This is a genomic window from Flavobacterium frigoris (genome assembly GCF_900111075.1).
Lineage (GTDB): Bacteria > Bacteroidota > Bacteroidia > Flavobacteriales > Flavobacteriaceae > Flavobacterium > Flavobacterium frigoris.
In genome coordinates this window covers 271,294-294,551 of record NZ_FOFZ01000003.1, presented here as the reverse complement: position 1 = coordinate 294,551, position 23,258 = coordinate 271,294, and the positions used below count along the sequence as shown (strand labels likewise).

General features: G+C 33.1%; 16 protein-coding genes and 1 pseudogene. 7 read left to right on the top strand and 10 right to left on the bottom strand.

The genetic code is table 11. The features are described from left to right. Positions 1 to 12: 12 nt before the first annotated feature. The 6 genes from BMW63_RS06660 to BMW63_RS06635 all read right to left on the bottom strand — a co-directional run bounded on the left by BMW63_RS06660 (position 13) and on the right by BMW63_RS06635 (position 7,615). The gene (locus BMW63_RS06660) at positions 13 to 321 is read right to left on the bottom strand and encodes a thioredoxin family protein (protein WP_074722705.1); all 309 of its coding nucleotides are present in this window, start codon (positions 319 to 321) and stop codon (positions 13 to 15) included. A 184-nt stretch (positions 322 to 505) separates the two neighbouring features. Then, positions 506 to 1,144: a peroxiredoxin gene (locus tag BMW63_RS06655; RefSeq protein WP_074722497.1), complete on the bottom strand. Its 639-nt coding sequence runs from the start codon at positions 1,142 to 1,144 to the stop codon at positions 506 to 508. A gap of 186 nt (positions 1,145 to 1,330) precedes the next feature. Continuing rightward, positions 1,331 to 2,788 carry a Na+/H+ antiporter NhaC gene (gene nhaC / locus BMW63_RS06650; protein WP_074722495.1) on the bottom strand — a complete coding sequence of 486 codons (1,458 nt, stop codon included), beginning with the start codon at positions 2,786 to 2,788 and terminating at the stop codon, positions 1,331 to 1,333. Between the two features lie 209 nt (positions 2,789 to 2,997). After that, the gene (locus tag BMW63_RS06645) at positions 2,998 to 4,605 is read right to left on the bottom strand and encodes a glycoside hydrolase family 3 protein (protein WP_175460267.1); all 1,608 of its coding nucleotides are present in this window, start codon (positions 4,603 to 4,605) and stop codon (positions 2,998 to 3,000) included. 174 nt (positions 4,606 to 4,779) lie between these two features. Further along, entirely contained in the window at positions 4,780 to 6,054 is a 1,275-nt protein-coding gene (locus BMW63_RS06640) for an MFS transporter (RefSeq protein WP_074722491.1), read from the bottom strand. Continuing rightward, positions 6,038 to 7,615: a glycoside hydrolase family 10-like protein gene (locus BMW63_RS06635; RefSeq protein ID WP_074722489.1), complete on the bottom strand. Its 1,578-nt coding sequence runs from the start codon at positions 7,613 to 7,615 to the stop codon at positions 6,038 to 6,040. The genes BMW63_RS06640 and BMW63_RS06635 overlap by 17 nt, the downstream gene beginning before the upstream one ends. Positions 7,616 to 7,862: 247 nt before the next feature. Here BMW63_RS06635 and BMW63_RS06630 point away from each other — a divergent pair, with 247 nt between their 5' ends. The 5 genes from BMW63_RS06630 (at position 7,863) to BMW63_RS06610 (ending at position 17,709) form a co-directional block, all read left to right on the top strand. Next, positions 7,863 to 10,778 (top strand): FAD-binding and (Fe-S)-binding domain-containing protein, encoded by a 2,916-nt coding sequence (locus BMW63_RS06630; RefSeq protein ID WP_074722487.1) that lies wholly within the window; start codon positions 7,863 to 7,865, stop codon positions 10,776 to 10,778. Between the two features lie 300 nt (positions 10,779 to 11,078). Further along, positions 11,079 to 13,010 carry an amino acid permease gene (locus BMW63_RS06625; protein WP_074722485.1) on the top strand — a complete coding sequence of 644 codons (1,932 nt, stop codon included), beginning with the start codon at positions 11,079 to 11,081 and terminating at the stop codon, positions 13,008 to 13,010. Between the two features lie 203 nt (positions 13,011 to 13,213). Beyond that, the gene (locus BMW63_RS06620) at positions 13,214 to 14,194 is read left to right on the top strand and encodes a hypothetical protein (RefSeq protein ID WP_139174205.1); all 981 of its coding nucleotides are present in this window, start codon (positions 13,214 to 13,216) and stop codon (positions 14,192 to 14,194) included. A gap of 384 nt (positions 14,195 to 14,578) precedes the next feature. Next, complete coding sequence (locus BMW63_RS18535) at positions 14,579 to 15,283, top strand: response regulator transcription factor (protein ID WP_074722481.1); 705 nt, start codon at positions 14,579 to 14,581, stop codon at positions 15,281 to 15,283. Between the two features lie 95 nt (positions 15,284 to 15,378). Beyond that, positions 15,379 to 17,709 (top strand): outer membrane beta-barrel family protein, encoded by a 2,331-nt coding sequence (locus BMW63_RS06610; RefSeq protein WP_083380371.1) that lies wholly within the window; start codon positions 15,379 to 15,381, stop codon positions 17,707 to 17,709. Positions 17,710 to 17,934: 225 nt separating this feature from the next. On the opposite strand, the pseudogene BMW63_RS18375 reads toward BMW63_RS06610, so the two are convergent. Further along, positions 17,935 to 18,198 (bottom strand): annotated as a pseudogene (locus tag BMW63_RS18375) (IS91 family transposase); the annotation flags it as partial. An 85-nt stretch (positions 18,199 to 18,283) separates the two neighbouring features. Between BMW63_RS18375 and BMW63_RS06600 the strand changes: the two are divergent. Continuing rightward, positions 18,284 to 18,529, top strand: a complete 246-nt coding sequence (locus tag BMW63_RS06600) for a type II toxin-antitoxin system ParD family antitoxin (RefSeq protein WP_074722701.1) — start codon at positions 18,284 to 18,286, stop codon at positions 18,527 to 18,529. Beyond that, a complete protein-coding gene (locus BMW63_RS06595) occupies positions 18,529 to 18,828 on the top strand; it encodes a type II toxin-antitoxin system RelE/ParE family toxin (protein WP_074722479.1) in 300 nt (99 codons plus the stop codon). The genes BMW63_RS06600 and BMW63_RS06595 overlap by 1 nt, the downstream gene beginning before the upstream one ends. 324 nt (positions 18,829 to 19,152) lie before the next feature. Here the strand turns inward: BMW63_RS06595 and BMW63_RS06590 are convergent, their stop codons facing one another. The 3 genes from BMW63_RS06590 to BMW63_RS06580 all read right to left on the bottom strand — a co-directional run bounded on the left by BMW63_RS06590 (position 19,153) and on the right by BMW63_RS06580 (position 22,945). Beyond that, positions 19,153 to 20,010 (bottom strand): DMT family transporter, encoded by an 858-nt coding sequence (locus BMW63_RS06590; protein ID WP_074722477.1) that lies wholly within the window; start codon positions 20,008 to 20,010, stop codon positions 19,153 to 19,155. An 82-nt stretch (positions 20,011 to 20,092) separates the two neighbouring features. Beyond that, positions 20,093 to 20,806, bottom strand: a complete 714-nt coding sequence (locus BMW63_RS06585) for a YebC/PmpR family DNA-binding transcriptional regulator (protein WP_074722475.1) — start codon at positions 20,804 to 20,806, stop codon at positions 20,093 to 20,095. Between the two features lie 102 nt (positions 20,807 to 20,908). Beyond that, entirely contained in the window at positions 20,909 to 22,945 is a 2,037-nt protein-coding gene (locus BMW63_RS06580) for a S41 family peptidase (RefSeq protein WP_074722473.1), read from the bottom strand. Positions 22,946 to 23,258 lie beyond the last annotated feature (313 nt).

Sequence of the window (23,258 nt, the reverse complement as noted above, 5' to 3'; positions counted from 1 at the left end):
AGGCTAAATTAATTATACTATTTCCTGTACTAAATTGATTAGGACTTCTTGTTTGTTGGTTTGTGTTTCGTTTACCAATACTCCGTTTACAAAAGTAGCAAAAGTAGGCAGGTTGCTTACGTTGGCTAATTTTCTTGATTCAGGAGAGTTTTCAGCATCAATAAGAACAAAAGTAATTGCATCGTTTTCTGAAGCCAGTTTTTTAAATTTTGGTTTCATTATTCGACAATTTCCACACCAAGATGCCGAAAATTGAACGACTACTTTCTCGTTTTTTGATATTAAATCCTGTAATGTATCTTCGTTTAAATCTATTAACATATCGTTTCTTTTTAAATTCCAATTTTTAAATTCCAAATTCCAATCTTACGTTAGAAACTTTAAATTGTTAAAAACTGTATTGATTTTTTAAAGGGAAATTTCATTTTAAAAAATTCCAAATCCCTACTTTAGGAAATTGATTAATCTCCGTTGGGATTTGGAATTTAAAATTTGAGATTTATTCTTAGTTTAAGCTTAAGTATTCAGCAGTACTTTTTCTGTCAGCGCTCATCGCTTCTTTTCCAGCTTCCCAGTTTGCAGGACAAACTTCTCCTTTTTCTTGAATATGAGTATAAGCATCAACCATACGTAAATACTCGTTTACGTTACGACCAAGAGGCATATCGTTTACACTTTCGTGGAAGATTTTACCGGTTTCGTCAATTAAGTAAGTAGCTCTAAAAGTTACGTTTGATCCTTCAATTATTACTGAGTCAGTTTCTTCGCTGTATTCAGTAGAGTCAATATCAAGAATACCTAATATGTTAGATAAGTTTCTGTTAGTGTCTGCAAGAATTGGATACGTAACACCTTCGATTCCACCGTTGTTTTTTGGAGTGTTTAACCAAGCAAAATGTACTTCATTTGTATCGCAAGAAGCACCAATTACTATTGTATTTCTTTTTTCAAATTCTTGTAAAGCTGCTTGAAAAGCGTGAAGTTCCGTTGGGCATACAAATGTAAAATCTTTTGGGTACCAAAATAAAATTACTTTTTTATTGTTTTTTGTAGCTTCTTCGAAAATGTTGATTTTCAAATTGTCACCCATTTCTGAGATAGCGTCAACTGCAATACTTGGGAATTTTTTACCTACTAATGACATAATTATATGTTTTATTATTAATTAATATTGTAGCAAAAGTAGGGAATAAGGGCATGTTCAAACAATCAATTTTAATTATATATTTTGATAGACCTATAGGTTTATACTATTAACGTAAAAAACAATGCTACAACTGTAAGATAGTCATGGCATTAGGAATATATGTGCGGTTAGTAGTCTTTTTAATTAATTTTTCACATCAGTTACCAATTGTCTAATTTTGATATTGAATGCCGCAAAGATTAAAGTCATAAACGGACTCAATATATTAAAGAAGGCATATGGCAAGTAGTCTAAGGTGGATACACCTAGTGTACCAGATTGATAAGCTCCGCAAGTATTCCAAGGAATTAATACAGAAGTGACCGTTCCTGCATCTTCGAGTGTTCTACTCAAATTTTCTGGCGCAAGACCTTTGTTTTTATAAGCTTTAGCAAACATTTTACCTGGAACGACAATAGCTAAATATTGATCAGAAGCTGTAATGTTTAAGGCCAAACAGCTTCCAACAGTAGAAGCGAATAGTCCGAAAGTGGTATGAGCTAATTTTAATAGTGCATGACTTATTCTGGCTAAAGCACCAATTGCATCCATAATTCCTCCAAAAACCATAGCGCAAAGAATCAACCAAATCGTTCCTAACATTTTTTGCATCCCTCCCGAAGTAAATAGATCTGCCAAAGTTTTATTATTAGTAGGAATAACGATTTTACCCGTTATAGCATCCATAACGCCTTTATAAGCAGATTGGAAAGTCATTGACTCGACTCCAGCAATTTGATTGATGATATGGGGTTGAAAGACTATAGCGAAGATTCCCGCTAATAAGGTTCCAACTAATAATGCAACTAAAGGTTCTGTTTTTTTGATAATTAAGCCAATTACGATTGCAGGTACCACAAACAGCCAAGGTGAAATCGTAAAAGAAGCTTCAATATCGGTTAGTAACGAGGAAATATTAACATCACCTTTTATATCAACCGATAATCCTAAGATAATGAATAAGATTAATGTGATAATGTAGGTTGGAATGGTCGTTAAGGTCATATATCTGATGTGGGTAAACAAATCAGTTCCGGCCATTGCAGGAGCAAGATTGGTCGTGTCTGACATCGGAGATAATTTATCTCCAAAATACGCACCGGAAATGACTGCACCGGCAACCATACCTAAATCAAAACCCAAAGCGCCACCAACCCCTATTAATGCAATACCAACAGTAGCACTCGTTGTCCAGGAACTTCCTGTCGCAATAGAAATGATGGAACATATAATTAGTGTAGCCGGCAAAAAGATGGCGGGACTTAGAATTTGTAAACCGTAATAGATCATCGAAGGGATAATTCCGCTGATTAACCAGGTACCGGCGAGAGCACCAACCATAAGTAATATTAGAATGGCGCCAACAGTAGACTTTATATTTTCAGCCACTTCTTCCATCATTTTTTGATACGTAACTTTATTGAAAAAGCCAACAATAGCGGCAACAGCAGCACCTAATAATAGCACAAATTGATTACTGCCACTCAAAGCTTCGTCTCCATAAACATATACGTTAAAACCGAGCATTACTATAAGTGCAGCAACAGGAATTAAAGCTTCCCCAATTGATAATTCTTTATTTCTGTGAATTTTTGTGTCCATTCTATAGCGTTTGAGTTTGCAATATAGATAAAAAAGATCCTAACAGCCTAAACAGATTTTGTAAAAACGCCTATTTTTCTATTTATTTAGATGTAATTTATTTGCTAAAAACGGGTATAATCTGGTTTTTATTTTTGGAAATTGATTTTAATTTTATTTAAAATGACTGAGATAAAGTACTTTTTTCTAAAAGTAGTGCTTTCTAATTTTTAAACTAAGTACAAGTTGCTAATGGTCACGGGTATAGTTCCTTGAGTGGATGTGTTTCCAAGTAGTTGCTGTGCGGCAGCTTCTTGAAATTCGTCGAAATCTTGATATACTTGAACAAGACCGCTTATGGATTGCAAGTCTGGTAGAAGTTGTAAAGCATAAGGATTGCCAAATACATATAAAATACATTTTTTTGATAAAAATAATTTTTTTAGTAATTCCAAAACAGTTTCTTCGATGTCAAAATTATTCATTGGTTTTGCCTTTGGAACAAAAAGAGCAATAAGTAAAGTATCATAATCCGTTAGACTATTTATTATTCCTTCAATGCTATTTTTAGTATTCATCTCTACAGAAAATTCTTTTGCAGATAGGGAAGGAGCAAGTGTTTTGAAAAAAGTGTTTTCGGTATTTTTATAAACACTCAGTTTTGCTAATGTTCCTTTTTTTGCTGCATCAGTAACAACCGCCGTGTTTTCGTTGTCTTTTATGGTTGTAATACAATTTTGAGCTATTTTCCGGTTCAAAATGGAAGCTGTTGCAAAATCTAATTCAGTGGTTGTTTCTTTTTCTTCTTCGAATAATCCTGCCTTCTCCTTGCACTTCATTAATCGGTTGAAACTTTCTTCAATGCGCTGCGGAGTTGCATTTTTTAGTATTTCCTGAATGCCTTCAGGTACATTTTCGGCAAAGCACAACACATCATTTCCCGCATTAAAAGCTTCCCATTCCAGTTGGCCTTTTGTTTCGTAAAGCATAGAAACGCTATGCATGTTCAACGCGTCCGAGATCACCAGTCCATCGTATTTTAATTGCTTTCGCAAAAGCGTCTCAATCACTGATTTGGACAAAGTAGCCGAAGTATTTGCACCGTTATTCAAAGCAGGAACAGCCAAATGTCCTATCATAATCGAGTCAACATCACTTTCGATTCCCTTTATAAAAGGATATAATTCATTTTCAAGTAATTGTGCTAATGTTTCTTCTAACACAGGTAAGCCTAAATGAGAATCTACATTGGTATTGCCATGTCCGGGAAAATGTTTCAGGCAGCCTAAAACGCCTACGTCATTCATTCCGCGCAAGTATTCCAACGCAAATTGAGCTACTTTTTCTTTGTTTTCACCAAAGGAACGGTATCCAATCACTGGATTATTAGGGTTGTTGTTGATATCAGCTAAGGGCGCTAAATTATAATGAAGCCCCGCTGATTTTAAGTCAAGCCCTATTTGTTTTCCTACTTCATAGACTAAATGGGATTCACTCATTGGCAAAGCGCCTAATGTTATGGCATAAGGATATTGTGGTGTTTTTTCGACGCGCATCGCTAATCCCCATTCGGCGTCGATACTCATCAATAATGGAGTAGTAGCACACTTTTGATACCGTACAATTAAAGCTGTAAGTCGCTGGTAACTGTCGTCATTAAACACAATTTTGTTCTTAGTTTCATAATTAGTGGCAGCACTAGCTCTACTGTGAAAAAAAGTAAGACCACCAATGTTGTGTTTTCTTATTAGTTCTTCAGTTGCTTGAATGTTTTCTTCGGTGTCATTTATAAAGACGGCTGGAAAAAAGAATTGCCCTATTTTTTGTTCTAATGTCATTTTGATAAAAATTATTTCCTACTGATTATTTTGCCACAAATTCACAGATTAAAAACAGTAAAGATTGTTAATCAATTTTGCAGATTTTAAATCATTTATATGCTTCGATATTAACTGCGAACTCTCAAATTCAAAAATAAATTAGTGAATTAGTGGCTATCGAAAATAGTTTTGCTATTTCTCCTCCGATTTCTTTCCAAAGTCATATGGAAAAATCAAGAATCTTGACAGAATCAATCCGGGAATCGTGGCTAGAAATACCCAAATAAAAAAGTTCCCGTAGCCCAAATATTCTTGGATAAATCCGCTTGCCATTCCGGGAAGCATCATTCCTAGTGCCATAAATCCAGTAGAAATCGAGTAATGCGAGGTTTTCGACTCGCCATCAGCTACATAAATCAAATACATCATAAAAGCGGCAAAGCCAAAACCGTAACCAAATTGCTCTGCAATCACAGTAGCATAAATATAATAAATAGAGGCTGGATGAAAATGCGCTAATAATACAAATCCAATAATAGGTAAGTGCATCGCTAGAATCATAGGCAACATCCATTTACCAAGACCGTCTTTTGATATTGCAATTCCGCCAATGATTCCACCTACAGTCAAGGCAATCACTCCGAAAGTTCCATAGATAATCCCCACATCTTGCGTGGTGAGTCCCATTCCGCCAACACCTTTGTCGTCAATTAGAAAAGGAGTCAACATTTTCAATAATTGTGATTCGCCCAAGCGGAATAATAGTATAAATGCCAGTACAAAGCCAATTTGTTTTTTTTGAAAAAAACTAGCGAAGACGGCTCCAAAACTTACTTTTGGTTCTAACGATTTCTCGTCTTTAGCTGTCGTTACTTCAGTTCTTGGCGTAGAAAAATAATTGTAAATGGTTAATGCAGCCATAATAAAACCAACAATAATCATTGTATAAGACCACGCTTTTTGTTTGTCGCCATATTCTTGTTCGAGATAACCGCCAATTATTACAATCAAACCATTTCCAGTAAGCATGGAAAGGCGATAGAATGTGCTGCGGATTCCAAGGAAAAAAGATTGTTGTTCTTTCTCTAAAGCTAACATATAGAAACCGTCACTAGCAACATCGTTCGAAGCAGATGCAAAAGCAGCTACCCAAAAAATGGCGAGACTGATCACAAAGAAATTATTCATGGGAATGGTTAATCCCACAATTAGAAAGGCAATAGAAATTACTAATTGCATGGCTAAAAACCACTTTCTTTTGGTCGCGTACATATCAATGAATGGGCTCCATAACGGTTTTATAACCCAAGGGAGATACAACAGACTCGTATATATCCCGATGTCTTCATTATCAATTCCCAGGTTTTTGTACATAATAACCGAAACCGAGATAATAATAGCGTAAGGCAAGCCCGAGGCAAAGTTTAATATAGGTATCCAATACCAGGGTCTATTGTCTGTTTTCATTAATTATAGGACTTTGGGGTGTTTCGGTTTCTGTCGTTTTATTTAAAAGAATGGCCTGACTTTCATTACCGTAATAGTCAATGAAAGAGAGAGCACAAATATTATTTTTTTCTAAAAGGCTTTTCTGGATATTGATGCTGATGCTATCTTTTCTTTCCTTGAAAGCAATTTTATCAATAATTTGGCTTGGATTATTGACGTCAAGTTTAGAACTGTCCTTGGCGCCATATACCATTACGTAACGTATTTTGCTTAGCAACGGATAGTTCAGTGTGACAGTCGAAATCAATTTGTTAGTTGTAATATTAGAAACCGTAGGCATCTCGATATCTGTTCTTCTCGAATTAGGAACAACATAGGGAAGTGCAGGGTATTTGTATTGATTTTGCAAAAGCAAATCGGTTACAGCTTTGTTTCTGTTCACAAATGATTTGGCACTGAAAAAAGCATTTCCTCCAATGTTTTTATAAGTTCTAGTCAAATCAATCTGATCAGGAATCTCACTTGGGATATTCCATTTTTTATCGGAATCAGTATTGATTTTATAACTTCCGTTCCCCATGTAAATAGCTACATTTGTTGAGTTTTCTGACCACCATTTGATCAATTTTGCATAAGAAGCCGTTTTATGGTCGATACTCCAGTACAATTGCGGAAGCAGGTAGTCAATCCAGCAGTTTTCCATCCATGCTAATGGATCCGCAAACAAGTCGTCATAATTCGTTTGTCCGGAATTCGTGTCGGAACCTCTTGGATCTACAGATTTATTACGCCAAACGCCAAAGGGGCTAATCCCAAATTGAACCCAAGGTTTAATCGTTTTGATAGAAAAGGAACAGTATTTCACAAAATTATTCACGTTCAAACGTCTCCAGTCGGCTAAGCTCATTCCTTCACCATATTTTTTGAAGGAAGCAGCGTCATTAAAGTTTTCCCCTGCTATTTTGTAAGGATAGAAATAATCGTCAAAATGTATCGCATCGATATCATAGTTTTTAACTACTTCATCAACTACTGCGATTAAATGATTTTGGACTTCAGGCAAGGCGGGATCGTAATAATACTTTCCACCATATTTAATCATCCATTCCGGATGTTTGAAAAAATCATGCGTCGGACTTAGAATGTCAGTTCTTAAATCCATAGTGGCGCGATACGGGTTCAACCAAGCGTGAAATTCAAAACCACGGTTATGAGCTTCCGTAATCATCCATTCTAATGGGTCATAATAAGGATTAGGTGCCTGTCCTTCTTTTCCAGTCAAATATTTAGACCAAGGCGCTAGTTTCGAAGGATAAAAAGCATCACCTACGCTTCTAATTTGGACAATTACAGCATTATAATTTAATTTTTTATAGGTATCTAAAATTTCAAGATAATCCGCTTTTTGTTTCTCAATAGGATCCGAACCACTTTTTGGCCAGTCGATATTTACCACTGTGGCGATCCAAACTGCTCTAAATTCGTTTTTAGGATAACTGACTTTTTCCTGCGCATTTCCATTAGAAAGAGACAACAAAATAAAAGAAAGCAATAAAAATAAGTGTTTGTAAGGATTCATTATGGGAATGTTTTTATAGGATTCAAAAATAGTTTTTTTAGTGTAGTTTTTGAGAAAAAAGTGGTTTAAAATTTAGTTCACTCTATTCCTGCAATTTCTTTGCCAAATAATTAAGTAACCACTTTGCATTACGGTTAATTTTGAAAAGGGAAGAATTAATTAATTTTACTTTTTTCTTGTTCTATTCTTTAAATTATAGATTGCTATATCTTTATATTTGTGAAAACAAAAGCAATACATTCTACCAATGCCTAACTTATCTCAATTAAAAGAATTAGCTACATCCTTAGAAGGAACACTTTTATACGATGAACTTCATAAAACACTCTATGCAACTGATGCTTCAGCGTATAGAATATTGCCTTTGGCGGCAGCCTTACCTAAAAATGAAGCGGATATTATAAAACTGATCCATTTTGCCAAAGAAAACCAGATTTTCCTAACACCAAGAACTGCGGGAACCTCTCTGGCAGGGCAAACCGTTGGTAGCGGAATTATTGTTGATATTTCTAAATATTTCACGAAGATTGTTTCATTCGATGCAGCAAATAAAACGGTTACCGTTCAGCCAGGTGTAATCAGGGATGAACTGAATTTATATTTAAAACCGCACGGATTATTTTTTGGACCTAATACTTCTACGTCTAATCGATGTATGATAGGAGGGATGGTAGGGAATAATTCATCGGGAACGACATCGATACGCTACGGAGTTACCAGAGATAAAATTGTGGAGATAAAAGCTATTTTAAGCGATGGCTCGCAAGTTGTTTTTGGCGAATTGACTTCGGCTGAATTTATCAAAAAAACAAAAGGTGATTCTCTAGAAAGCAACATCTACAACAGCCTTTATGCCGAATTATCAAATGAGGCGACACAAAAAGAAATTGTAAAAGAATTCCCGAAACCAGAAATTCATAGGCGAAATACAGGATATGCAGTAGATATTCTATTGCATTCTGATCTTTTTGGCGGAAGCCAACCTACAATAAATGTGGGGAAATTGCTTTGTGGAAGCGAAGGAACCTTGGCTTTTACTACAGAGGTCACTTTAAAAGTAGATCTATTGCCTCCTACAAATAATGTGATGGTGGTAACACATTTTACCAGTGTTCAAGAGAGTTTAGAGGCAGTTTTGGTAGCAATGAAGCATCATTTGTACACCTGTGAAATGATTGATGATACGATTCTTAATTGTACTAAAACAAACAAAGAGCAAAGTAAAAACAGGTTTTTTATTCAGGGGGAACCCAAAGCGATAATGATGTTTGAAGTCGCTTCGCATACGAGTATGGAAGATGCCGAAATGCAAGCCGATGCTTTAATCAAAGACTTAGAAGAGAACCATTTTGGTTATGCTTCGCCAAAATTATACGGTGCTGATATCGAGAAAGTAAACGAACTTAGAAAAGCAGGTCTCGGACTTTTAGGAAGCATTGTAGGTGATGAAAAAGCAGCCGACTCTATTGAAGATACCGCTGTTGAATTGAGTGATTTACCTAATTATATCGCTGACTTTTCGGCGATGATGAAACGCCATGGCCAAGAAGCGATTTATTATGCTCATGCCGGCGCTGGAGAACTGCATTTGCGTCCAGTTTTGAATTTAAAAACAAAAGAAGGCGTTTACCAATTTAGAAATATTGCTACCGAAGTGGCGCAGTTAGTAAAGAAATACCGCGGTTCATTAAGTGGAGAACACGGTGATGGAATTGTACGTGGGGAATTTTTGCCTTTTATGATTGGCGAAAAAAACTACGAGTTATTAAAACGCGTCAAATTAGCTTTCGATCCGAATTCAGTTTTGAACATGGGAAAAATTGTCAATGCGTTAAAAATGGATGAGAATCTCCGTTTCGAAACTGGGAGAGACGAACCTAATATCAAAACCATTCAAGATTTTTCAGATAGTATGGGCATTTTACGTGCTGCCGAAAAATGCAATGGTTCTGGTGATTGTCGGAAATTACCCTCGGCAGGAGGAACTATGTGCCCGAGTTATCGAGCCACGCGAAACGAGAAGGATACTACTCGTGCTCGCGCCAATGCCTTACGTGAATATTTGACTCATTCAGAAAAAGATAATAAATTCGATCACAAAGAATTATACGAAGTTTTTGAGTTGTGTATTAGTTGCAAAGCTTGTGCTAGCGAATGTCCGTCTAACGTAGATGTGGGTGCGCTTAAAGCAGAATTTTTATACCAATACCAAAAGGCAAATGGTTTTTCACTTCGAAATAAGATTTTTGCTAATAATGCCAAACTCAATAAACTAGGAAGTTTTTTTCCGGCATTGACTAATTTTATGGTCAATCAACCTTTGGTAAAAAAAGGAATGGGCGTTGCTTCAAAAAGAGAAGTGCCACTATTAGCGCCAAAAACTTTCAAGAAATGGATCGGAAGTAATAAATTAAAGAAGGAAGCGAGTTCTTTTAAAAACGGAAAAGTATTTCTGTTTTGTGATGAATTTACCAATTATTATGATGTTTCGGTGGGGATTGATGCTTTTGAATTACTCTCTAAATTGGGCTACGAAGTTGTTGTTGTAGATCATGAAGAAAGTGGAAGAGCCTATATATCCAAAGGTTTTCTGGAAGAAGCCAAAGCTATTGCTACTAAAAACGTGAATATTTTTAAAGGAATTGTATCTGCTGAAACTCCGTTGATAGGGATCGAACCATCAGCAATATTGACTTTTAGAGATGAATACATACGTCTGGCTGATGAACCCGATTCCGCCAAAAAATTAGCCAAAAACTGCTTGACAATTGAAGAGTTTTTCAAAAAAGAAATCGCGGCAGGAAAAATTCATTCGGAGCAATTTTCTGATGAAGTACGAGAAATCAAAATTCATGGTCATTGCCACCAAAAATCCTTAAGTTCGATAGAGGCGACTTTTGCCATGTTGAACGTTCCTAAATATAGTACGGTTTCGATTTATAATTCAGGTTGCTGCGGCATGGCAGGTTCTTTTGGTTATGAAAAAGAACATTATGAAATTAGTATGCAGATGGGCGAGGACACTCTATTTCCGAAAATTAGAAATACGGCACTCTCAACTGCCATTGCCGCTGCGGGTACTAGTTGCCGTCACCAAATTTTTGATGGCACTAATAGAAAAGCACAGCATCCAGTAAGTATTTTGAAAAATTTCCTGAAATAAGTAGTTGTTTTGACTTTCAAATGAGCTGAGTTGATGCTTTTATAAAAGCTTGTTTTGAAGACGGAATTGCTGTTGTATTTTTTTTAATTTTTATCTTCATTCTTAATTGCAGGTTTGACTTTTAAATTAGAATAAAATTAAAAAATTGACTTTTTATTCTAATTTAATAAATAATAAGGCTCTTAACATTGGAAATTGAAATTGTTTTATACATTTGGTTTTTAAATAAAACCTACATTATTACTACAATAATGGGATGATATTTACAGAATATTAATTTTTAATGTAAAAATGTAACGCATGGCATTTTCTAGTTTATTTCGTAAGAAGACCGTACAGGATATCTTAAAACAGATTGAAAAAAATGAAGCTGACGGCCATGAAGCGCTGGGTAGACATTTAACGGCAAGAGATTTAACTGCTTTTGGTATTGCCGCCATAGTGGGTGCTGGGATTTTTAGCACCATTGGTAAAGCGAGCTCTGATGGAGGTCCTGCAGTGATTTTCCTTTTTTTATTTACGGCTCTTGCCTGTAGTTTTGCTGCCTTTGCTTATGCAGAATTTGCTTCTATGGTTCCTGTTTCCGGAAGTGCGTATACGTATTCCTATGTTGCGTTTGGCGAACTGATCGCTTGGATTATCGGTTGGGCATTAATCATGGAGTATGCCATTGGGAATATTACGGTTGCCATATCTTGGAGTGATTATTTTACAGGACTACTAGAGAGTGGTGGCATTCACTTGCCCCAATGGGTTCAAATGGATTACCTGACTGCCTCAAATGGATACAAAGATGCTACTGCTTTGATGCAAGGCGGGAAATTATATGAAAATTTAGGAGAAGGTTTAAAAGCATCTTATACTGCTTGGACAACCGCGCCAACAATAGGTTCGTTCCACTTTGTAGCCGATTTACCTGCGTTGTTTATTATTATATTGATTACGGCTTTAGTATATCGTGGAATGAAAGAATCACGAAATGCGAGTAACATGATGGTGGTCGTGAAGCTGTGTATTATCCTTCTTGTAATCTCGGTTGGGGTGTTTTATGTTGATACGGATAATTGGACTCCATTTGCTCCTAATGGTGTGAGCGGAGTTTTAAAAGGAGTTTCAGCAGTGTTCTTTGCCTATATTGGTTTTGATGCGATCTCCACCACTGCAGAGGAATGCAAGGATCCACAGCGTGATTTACCACGAGGGATGATGTGGGCAATTATAATATGTACAATTTTATACATTGTTGTTGCCTTAGTGTTAACCGGAATGGTTAATTACAGTGAGTTAAATGTGGGTGATCCTTTAGCATTTGTATTTCATAAATTAGATTTAAAATGGATGTCTGGTATTGTTGCGGTAAGCGCCGTGATAGCGATGGCAAGTGTTTTGTTGGTTTTCCAAATGGGGCAACCTCGTATTTGGATGAGTATGAGTCGTGATGGTTTATTGCCAAAACGTTTCTCCAGAGTGCATCCTAAGTATAAAACACCGTCCTACGCCACCATCGTAACTGGTTTTGTAGTGTCGGTTCCTGCCTTGTTTTTAAACCTGACTATGGTTACTGATTTGTGTAGTATTGGGACATTATTTGCTTTTGTCTTGGTTTGTGCCGGTGTTTTGGTATTACAAAATAGAACTGATATTCCAAGAGGAAAATTTAAAACACCTTATGTAAATTCAAAATACGTTATTCCTTTTATGTTGGCTGCGGGCTTGTATTATGCTTTCAATTATAATAATAAATCGACCATGGATTTCCTGACTAATGAAACCCAAGTAAACGATGCAACTACTATTATTACTTCATTAAATAAAGATGAATCTAGAAAGGTATATGATTATCTAGTAAGCGTTGGAGCGCAAAAAACGAGTGATGCGAATTTAGATTTAGAAAATTTATTGAGTCAGTACCAGAAAGAGGATGCTAAATATGCCACTGTTGTGGCAGGATTACCAATAGACAATGCGCTGAAATATGAAAGTGGTCTTAGCTTGTTTAAACACAAAATCCCCATGTGGATTTTCCTTATTGTTTTAGTTGGGCTTACGTTCTGGTCTTTTGCTGAAAATTTATCTCTAATTCCGTTATTAGGACTAGTGAGTTGTTTGTACATGATGGCAGAACTAAGTGTGTGGAACTGGATTTATTTTACGGCCTGGTTGCTAATTGGCTTGCTGATTTACTTTGGCTTCAGCCGAAAAAACAGTAAGCTGAATTTTAAAGAAGCGTAAAAAAACACTATTTATAGAAAGCCGTCTTGATGATTTCAAGGCGGTTTTTTTTATGTCGAGTTATTTTAATTCGTAAAATATAAATAAGAAAAATAGTATTTTTTAAAATAAATAATGCGAAAAGTTGTATATATTTGATCTTATATACAAGTTGGCAGACATTCTAAAAAACGAAAACTAAAAAATAGCCGAAGAAAATAATTATGAATAAAATTTTAAAAACATCTCTCAAAACACTCTTAATTTTAATTCTCATAATCTCGATTTCAATTCCAATATATTACAATTATTGGAGAAGTAGTAAAACAATAAACACATTTAAAGTTTTCAGTGAACCGAAAGAAATTGTCTATAGTGAAATAATTTGGAAAAGTGATAGTATTCAAAATATGCTGGTTGAAAAAGCATTTTTCTTTGTTCCTGTAAAAATTGAAGGAATTAAACAAAAATTATATATGCAATTTGACACTGGAATTTCTGAAACTTGTTTCTACGGAATAACATTAAGTAAATTGCTTGAAAGTAATACATCTATGAAAACTGAATATTCAAAAGATAGTATTCAATTTCTTAAAAAACCAATATTAAATATTGGAAAAATGAAATTCAAAGCTGATAAGATAAAAATGCTAAATCGTGGAGACGTAAAGATAGATAGTTCATTTATTGTTATCGGAAGTATTGGATTAGATGCAATCGTTGGAAGAACTTTAATTTTAGATTTCAAAACAAATAAAATTGCAATAACCGAAAAAAATATAAATCAACTAGGAAAATCATTTGATTTTATTGAAAATGCAAGCGTTGACAAATTTCCATTATTAATTCCTGCCAAAATTGGAGAAGAAAACACAAGGTTATTTTTTGATTCAGGTTCAAGTATGTTTTCTTTACTAACAAGTGAAAAAAGGTTAGCAAAACTAAAAAGTAAAAAGGAGATAGAAAAACTTTGTTGTATAGGTAGCGGTGGAAAAGATTATGAAATTTATAGAAAGCAAATAACCGAAAATATTCAAATTGGAAAAACTATAAAAGAAAGAGAATATGTTTATGGATTTTTCAGACTCAATATGATGGATTATATACCTTCATCGATTATTTACGGAATAACTGGTAATAAAATGTTTGACAATGAAATTATGGTTATTGATAATAAAAATAATATATTGGGAATTGAAAAGTAATACAGAAAATAAGAACGATCTGCCAACAGCGGTTTCAAGAAATGGTGAGTAAAGTGGTAAATTCACGTTTATCTTTCGCAAGAAATATTATCTTAGTGGAAAATATGCGGTTACGAAGTTCGCCACTTCTTGAAGCCGCGAAACGTCAGGTTGTGAAAAAACTAAGTCAAAAAGAGAAGTTATTCGGGGGACTGTCTGAGAAAAATTTCATATAGACGATTCTCAGAGACCCATTTTGAGTTTATTCACAGACTGACGTTGTAATATATTTTAGCGCAGAGTCAGGAATCTAACGCAATTTTAAATTTAATATATTTGTCAATAAATACTAAATAAAAAATACGTTATACAAAAAATTTCAAATTCAAAATTTTATAAAAAAAAATGAAAATATATATTTTCCTATTATTGATTTTAACCTTTACCCTGTTTGGACAAAATAATACTAAAATAATACCAACAAAAAAAGTATCACTTTCAGAAAGTTACGATAAAGAATATAAATCTATTGGTGTAGAAAAACAAAAATTTAAAAAATTTAAAAAACAATTAAAATATAGTAACACTGAAGATTATTTACAAAAAATTAGAATTTACTCGAAAGATTCTTTAAAAACCCTAGCAATAAAACTTCTAAGCCTAAAAGAATTAAACGAAAAAAAATTACTTCAAAAAGATATCTCGCTAAATTCAGAATATTATATTCGTTTGCTTGATGAATTGAAATCAAGTGAAATAAATAATCTTGAATATTTTTTCCTAGAAAGAGAGTTGAATACTTATAATTTGGTTAATGCAAAAAAGAAACAAACTTTAAGCCTAATTGTAAATTTTATCTTTGGAATAATAATATTAGTTCTCATCTATAATATTTACTCAATTAAATCTAAAAAAAGATTAACAATTATTGAGGAACTTAGCAATCAAGAAATGAAGATAAAAAAACACATAATAGCTGGCAAGAGTAATAAAGAAATTGCAGAAGAACTATTTATTAGTCTTAACACCGTTAAAACACATATTACCAACATTTACAATAAGTTAAATGTCTCTAATAGAAAAGAGTTAATTAGTAGATTTCAAAAATAGTACCAGTACTAGTACTTAAATCATACAAAAAAAAACACTTTGACGAGTGTTTTTTTTTCTTTGTGGAAGTATTAATTAAAAACTTACTAAATAAAATGTTTAAAAAAATTTTTTCTTCCGCATTATTCTTTTTCTGTTTAATTGGATTTTCACAAGATAACCTTACTTTAAAGATAGAACTTACTAATTCAAAATATGAAATTATAAAAGAAGGTAATGCCTACTTATTTAATTCAGAAACTAATCAATTAATTAAAATAGAATCAATAGTAGATAGCCATTTCCTTTTTACTTCGTTAAATAAAGGAAATTACAATATTCAAATTCAATGCAAAGATTTTGAGGATATTGATCAAAAAGTTACTTTAAATCAAAATTTAAACCTAAAATTAGTGTTGTCTAAAATTAGTATTACTGAATTAAACGAAATTGTATTGAAAAGCGAAAAAAAAATTTTCACTAATACTAATGGAAATATAAAAGTAGATATTGCTTCTTCTCTTTTTGAAGCGGTTCCAAATCCAATGGATTTACTATCCAAACTGCCGGGTATACAAATAAGTGGAGACAAAGAGAGCATATCAATTGTTGGAAAAGGAAATGCTTTAATTTATATAGACAATCAAAAGGTTGGAATAAATGACCTGAATGCTTTGTCGGTTGAGGATATTAAAACTATAGAAATCATAAAAAATCCTTCATCGAAATACGAAGCTGAGGGAAAAGCAGTAATTTTAATTACAATAAAGTTAAGTAAAAAAGATGGTTTTGAAACTACTATATCTGAAGTTGCTTCTTTTAAAAAAAGATTTAATAATTATCTGTCCATAAATTCAAGTTTTAAAAAGAATAAAACAGAAATAAAAACTAATTTTGGTTATAATTTACTTAATCCTTGGGAAAGTATTGGGAATAATTTTGAAATTCCAAATAAAAATATAGACTCAGATTTTATTGCAGAATCTTTCACAAGAAGACGTCAATTTATTCTTGGAGGTGGTATTTATCATCAAATAAATGAAGATGATTACTTATCATTTAATATGAGTGGAAAAATTCAAAAAGACAATGACAAGAACACAACTAATTCATTCATTAGCCAAATCAATGTTCAAAATAATATTGAAACATTAAATAACAATGACGAAAACAGAAATTTTTTAAATTCATTTATTAATTACAACAAAAAAATTAAGAGTTTAGACGCAAAATTATTTACAGGTTTTCAATACTCCAATTTTTATCAAAAATCAAATAGTGTAATCCAAAACAATTATAATAACACTCAATTTGACTTAATACAAAACAGAAATCAAAAATTTAATGTCAATGTCTTCTCAGGTAGAACAGATTTAGAGAAATCATTTAAAAATGAAATAAAATGGGAAATTGGAGCATTATATTTATCAGCAGAAGCAAATACAAATTTCGAGGTTATAGATTTTATTTCAAATAATAATGAATTTACAAATTATAATTTTAAAGAGAAAAATATAGCAGGTTATACTCAATTATCGGGAAAAATTAAAAAATTAAATTATTTGATTGGTATAAGAACAGAAAATACAAATATTAAAGGAAAATATAAAATTGATGATAATTTATTAATTAATAAAAATTACACTAATTTTTTCCCTAAATTTCAAATTGATATTCCGATAGACAGTACCAAAACTATAAGTCTTAATTATGCAAAAAGTATTTCTAGACCTAATTATTCATCAACTAGCCAAGTATCAATTTATACAAATCCATTTTTAGTATTTTCAAGAAACATAAATTTAAACCCAACGATATCAGATGAAATTTCTGGAACTTTTCAGTTTAAAAATAAATCTGTAAAGCTAAATTTCTTTCAAAGTAAAGATACAGTATATTTTGCATTTTCGTTTGATTCTTCTATAAATTTGATTTCATTTAACTCTATAAATTATGCTAAAGAGTCTGGTTTTAATTTAGAATTTACGCTACCATTTAAACAAAAATTTTGGACTTCTACAAACAATTTTAATTTTATCTTAAACAAAATTGAAGATAAATCTGCTGTTTTTAATGAATCAAAACCATATTTATACTATTATTCAAATCATATTTTTGAATTACCAAAAGAATTTGATTTTTCTATTACAGGTTGGGGTTTTACAGAACGAAAAGAAGGAGTTTTTAAAAGAAACTCGTTATTCATAATGGATTTAGCGTTATCTAAAACATTATTAAAAAATTTTGATTGTACGTTGAGCTTTAATGATGTTTTTAGAAATATGAATTTTAATGAAAACTTTACTATTAACGATATAGCATCAAAAGGAATATATTATACTGATACTCGAGAAATATCATTTTCATTACGTTATAAATTTGGAAGGATTAAAGATTCAAATTATCAAGAAAGAAATATTGACGAAAATTCTAATAGAATTAGATAAAAAAACAACACACAACAGCTAAGGGCTCGTTGGGCTTGAAAAGCTAACAATGAACCCGCGGTTGAACGGAACCGGTTGAGATTCCACTAACTCTATGGAGTTATCGTAAAATAATTTGAAGGATTACAAGAGGACTTAGTTTCCTCTTTTTTTTTGCAGTACGACTACAGTGGTTTTTATCGTGATTTCCTTGAATTTTAGACACAATTTCCCTTACCCACAAAGTTAATTTTTACAGGGACCTGAACTTTGGCTATCGCCAAGATACCAAGCAGGCGGACCACGCTGGTCAAAAACGGCTATTCTATGTAAATTATCCCTCTTGCAACAAGGACATTTGGGTAGAAAAGGTTTCTTCTCTACTCTTTCCAGTATTTTTACCTTTAGTTTTTCCTGTAGAACCTTTAATTTCTCCCGTTTCCAAGTGCTACTCAAAAAACCATAATGACATATTTTTACAAAGCGTTTGGGCAAAATATGCAACACAAAGCCAAAACGTTAGCGTTAACTTTTTCGTAAAAAAGGAAATTTTTTGAATTTAATACCAATTATTGGTATCTTTGAAAAAAAAATTATGGCACGTAATACATCGATATTATTAGGAGACTATTTTGAAAATTTTATTAATGAACAAATTTCTACAGGAAAGTATAGTTCAGTAAGTGAAGTTGTTAGAACTGCTTTGAGAGTTTTTGAGCAAGAAGAAAATAAAGCAAAATCTCTTATAAATGAATTAGAAATGGGAGAAAAGAGTAGTAAAATTAGAAATTTTGACCGCGATATAAATCTAGAAACGCTAAAAGCTAATTTTCAAAAATAATGTCAGCGTATATAATTAGTGAAAAGGCTTTAGAAGATATTAACAACATTTGGATTTATACGGCAGAAAATTGGTCTGTTGAACAAGCAGATAGATATTATAACTTAATTATTGACGAAATTGAATATATCGTAGCTAATTTTGAGATGGCTCTTGACTCCGAAAACATTAGAAAATCATATAAATATTCAAAAGTAAAATCACATTTAATTTTCTTCAAAAAAGACAAGACAAATGAAATTGAAGTCGTACGAGTTTTATACGAAAGAATGGATATTGAAAATAGATTAGCGGAGTAAAAAAAGCTACTGGCTAACAGCCTTTCCTAAATAATTTGTTCCGTGCCCGTAAACTAAATCAAAAAAATTAGATGTGCGTTGCATCATTAAAGATGAACAAAGAAGGTACGCTTGATAGTAATAGATCGATGTGTCAGCTAATACATACTCAAAAATAAAAGCCACGGATGACACTGATAAAAACGGTTTTTTTATATTATTGATAATTATCTAAAATTCGTTTCATCCATATTCCAATTTTTAAAGTTCCATAAATCCTAGAGATGCTAAAATTGAAAATAAGGCTTTTCAACCTTCTTTGGCCACAGCCATGAAAACAGCATTCTAAACATCCATTTGCGAAAGCGCAATCAGTACAATAGAAATTAATGCCAATGCAAGACCCACATAGTTTCGTTTACTCATTTTTTCTTTAAAAACGAGAATACCCAAAAGACTCCCCAGAATAATAACACCCATATTCATTGCCGCGAAAACCGTCGAGGGATTGTCAGCAAAAGCTTGATGTGCTTTTAGATAGAAAAGGATATTCCCAAAGTTAAAAGCACCTACTAATCCACCAAAAAGAATATTGATGGCTGTTAATCGTGTTTTTCGAACGATAACATCGTACAAGATTACTGCAATCATCAGCATTAGTGCTACTGCGAAAATAACAAATAACGAACTCGTAAATGGAAGGCTGGTGTATAAAGCAATTTGTTTAAAAAGGATATCTATGAGTCCAAATCCAATGAGTACTGCAGCAGGATACATCCATTTATTGTTGGTATTGGCCGCTGGTTTAGAAAGGATAAGTAATAAGGCAGGAAAGCCTATCAAAAAAGCCGTAATCTTCAATAGATTGAATTCTTCGTTAAAAATAAGCCAGGCTGCAAGTAGCGGTATGAAAAGAGAAAGCCTTTGGGCAGCATCGGTTTTTACGATTCCCATATGTTTTATCGAGGCGGCCAAAAAGATAAATATCAATGGTAGCAAAATTCCTAATGTGATATAGATGGACCACGGTGCTGTGTGATCTATGGCGTTCAAATCTGGGCTAAAAGTAAAGAAACACAATACTAAAGCAAAAAGGTAATTCCAGCTGACAATTTGAATAACGCTGATGTTGTAGTTGCGTGATAGTTTAAAAATAATGCCTACCGTAACGCTACATAAAATGCTTAAAATAAGGAATAACATGGGGGGTAATTTTATATTATACAATTTGAAACAAAAAAAACTCCAGCCGAAGCTAGAGTTTTATATAGGGTCTGGATGAAGTTTAGGCTTCTTCCATGGTATGATAAACGTTCATTACATCATCATCTTCTTCCATTTTTTCAATCAATTTTTCTACATCAGCCATTTCGGCTTCTGTTAGTTTTGTCGTGTTTTGAGGAATTCTTTCAAAACCAGAAGAGAGGATTTCTAGATTGCGATTTTCAAGCTCTTTTTGGATCGTTCCAAAACTGTTGAAAGGCGCATAAATTAATATTCCGTCTTCATCTTCAAAAACTTCTTCGGCACCAAAATCGATTAATTCTAATTCTAACTCTTCAGGATCAAGTCCGTCTGCCAGAATGCGGAAGTTACAAGTGTGGTCAAACATAAATTCAACAGAACCCTGCGTTCCCATCGTTCCATTGCATTTATTGAAATAGCTTCTCACATTGGCAACAGTTCTATTATTATTGTCGGTAGCCGTTTCAATTAAAAGCGCAATCCCATGAGGAGCATAACCTTCAAACAAAACTTCTTTATAATTAGCGGTATCTTTATCAGTTGCTTTTTTAATGGCACGTTCTACATTTTCTTTAGGCATGTTTGCGGCCTTTGAATTCTGGATAACAGCTCTTAAACGCGAATTAGCATCAGGATTTGGTCCACCTTCCTTAACAGCCATTACGATGTCTTTTCCAATTCTTGTAAATGCTTTAGCCATTGCTGACCAACGTTTCATTTTTCTCCCTTTTCTAAATTCAAACGCTCTTCCCATTTCTTATTTATTATAATGAACTGCAAAAATACAGCTATTCCTTATTTCTACCAAAACCCTCTTCTGTTCTTTTTGTGAAATTAGGGTAATATTCTCGTTTCACTATTTTTTAGCGCTATTTAAATCATTAATTATCGCAATAGCTTCATTTAAATAGTGGCTTTTTTTCAATTCCTCCAGTTGGAATTCATTATTGGCTCTTTCCGAAGGGTTAATTGTCAATAGATAATTATTGAGTTTTGAATTATGAATAAACAAATTGTTACTTTTTGTATCGAATGCAGTAATTTCCTTCCACATCGCATTGATTTCAGATTGGTCTTTAATTATTGTGTCTATTGTCACTGGTCTAGGTAATTTTGGGGTCTTTATTAAAGCGTCAATTTTTTTATTGATTTTTTTTGCTTCATTAAAATTGGAATTAACGGCAATTCTATCGTTACTTTTTTTAACGATTTTTGCTATAACACTATTTTTTAAGTATTCCTTATAAACAAGATTAGCTACAATACTGTCATTTATAAAAGCAGTAGGATTGTTACATTCCTTAGAATAGATACTTTCATAAATTTCGGGAACTAGTACATTAGGAATAATTCCAATAGCTTGATTACTTTTTCCGGTAATCCGATAAAATTTATGAGTGCTTATTTTTACAAAGTTTTCCGCGTCATTTGGTTCTAATGGCACTATAGATTGCATGGTTGCTTTTCCCAAAGTCGCGCCTCCCATCAATAGCGCGCGGTTGTAGTCTTGTAATGCTGAGGCAAAAAACTCACTTGCTGAAGCTGAATTTCCGTTTATTAGGATCACTATCGGGTCCTTGTAAATCATCCCCGGATAAGGGTCATTTACAATAGTTTGTGCTTTTTTATTGTCCAAGAAAATGGAGACAGGGCCGGTGTCAATAAACATTCCCGCAAGTTTTATAGCTTCTTCTATGGAGCCTCCTCCATTGTCAATTAGATCAATAATAACACCTTGAATAGAGTCTTTCTGGAGTTTTAGAACTTCTAGTGCTGTATCATCTGCGCAGCCTTTGCCGCTGTTGCCTTCAAAGTCCGAGTAAAAGCTAGGAATTTTTACATAGCCGTAGTTCCGTTTATTATTCGCAATAATAAAACTATAAACGACATTGGCATCGTCTTTTAAACGTTTTTTTTCTACCAGTACCTCAAAGTTTTTACCAGAGTTTCTTCTCAGAGTTAGTAGGATTTTCTTATTGGAATCAGAAAGGATCATATTCGAAATAGATTCTAGGGTAACACAGGAAACTTGTAATGTTTCTTTAAGGTTGGAAACAGCAATTATTTGATCTCCTTTTTTAATTCCTCCAGTTTGAAAGGCAGGACCATTGGGGTTCATTTTAATAATAATAATTTCATTACGGTCGTTCAAACTTACGTTCATCCCTAGTGATAGCTGCTCTTTTGATAACGAAGCCACAAAACTGGACTTGGTATCGACATTGAAATAGGCAGTATGTGGGTCGAAATAACTGCAAAAATTATCCAAAAGATTTTCTTCAAAACCAGATTCTTTTTGCAAAACCACATTTATTTTGCAAATTTCATTTGCTATAATTAGGTTTTTTGATACTGCTTCTAAAATATTGAACGAAGCTGATATTGTGTCTAAATTGTTGTTCTGAGAAACAATATCATCAAGAATTTCATATTTTATTTTTTTTCTCAAGGCTTTTTCTACTTGATTTTCTTCTAGGTAAAAAGGGAATGCTTTTTTATAAAACCGAATCGTATCTTTTACGTTATAACCGATGGTGTCATTCTTCATTTTTTCTAAAATAACTCTATTTCTCATAAGTGCGGCCTTGTATACCGTGACAATGTCAGACAGGAAAGAACAATCGTTGGCATGAATTAAATCATCTAGTTCCAAACGGTATTTATGGGAAAGCACTTCGTATTCTGATTTTAGTAAAATATTTCGGGAAGGATCTAGCGCGTCAATAAAGTTGTCAAACACAAAAATGGATAAGCTATCGTCTATTGGTTTTGGTTGAATATGTTCGCTTTGAATGAGCGTATTCATTTTAGAAAGTAAAACACATGTTTTAGTATCACTTTGGGCGAAAAGTGAAAAAGAAGTTAGCAAGAAGACCAGTGAAATTATTTTCATCTCCACTTTATTAATTTCGAAAAAAGCTAAAAAGTAAGCGATTTTTATGAAATATAAAGTTACGTAAAGCACTGGATTACAGCTAATTTTTCATGACTATTTAAATCTAATACCAAAAACAAGTACAATATAGTCCAAACTAATTTTTGTCACATCGAGCGGAGTCGAAATGCAATAGTGGTTCTCGACTCCGCTCGAACTGACAATTGGACTGTTTTATAAAAAGTACTAGTATAAAATTTTACGTTATAGACGGAAACATATTATAAAAAAAACCGCTCATTCACTAATTTTTGAAAACACCCGAAAGGAT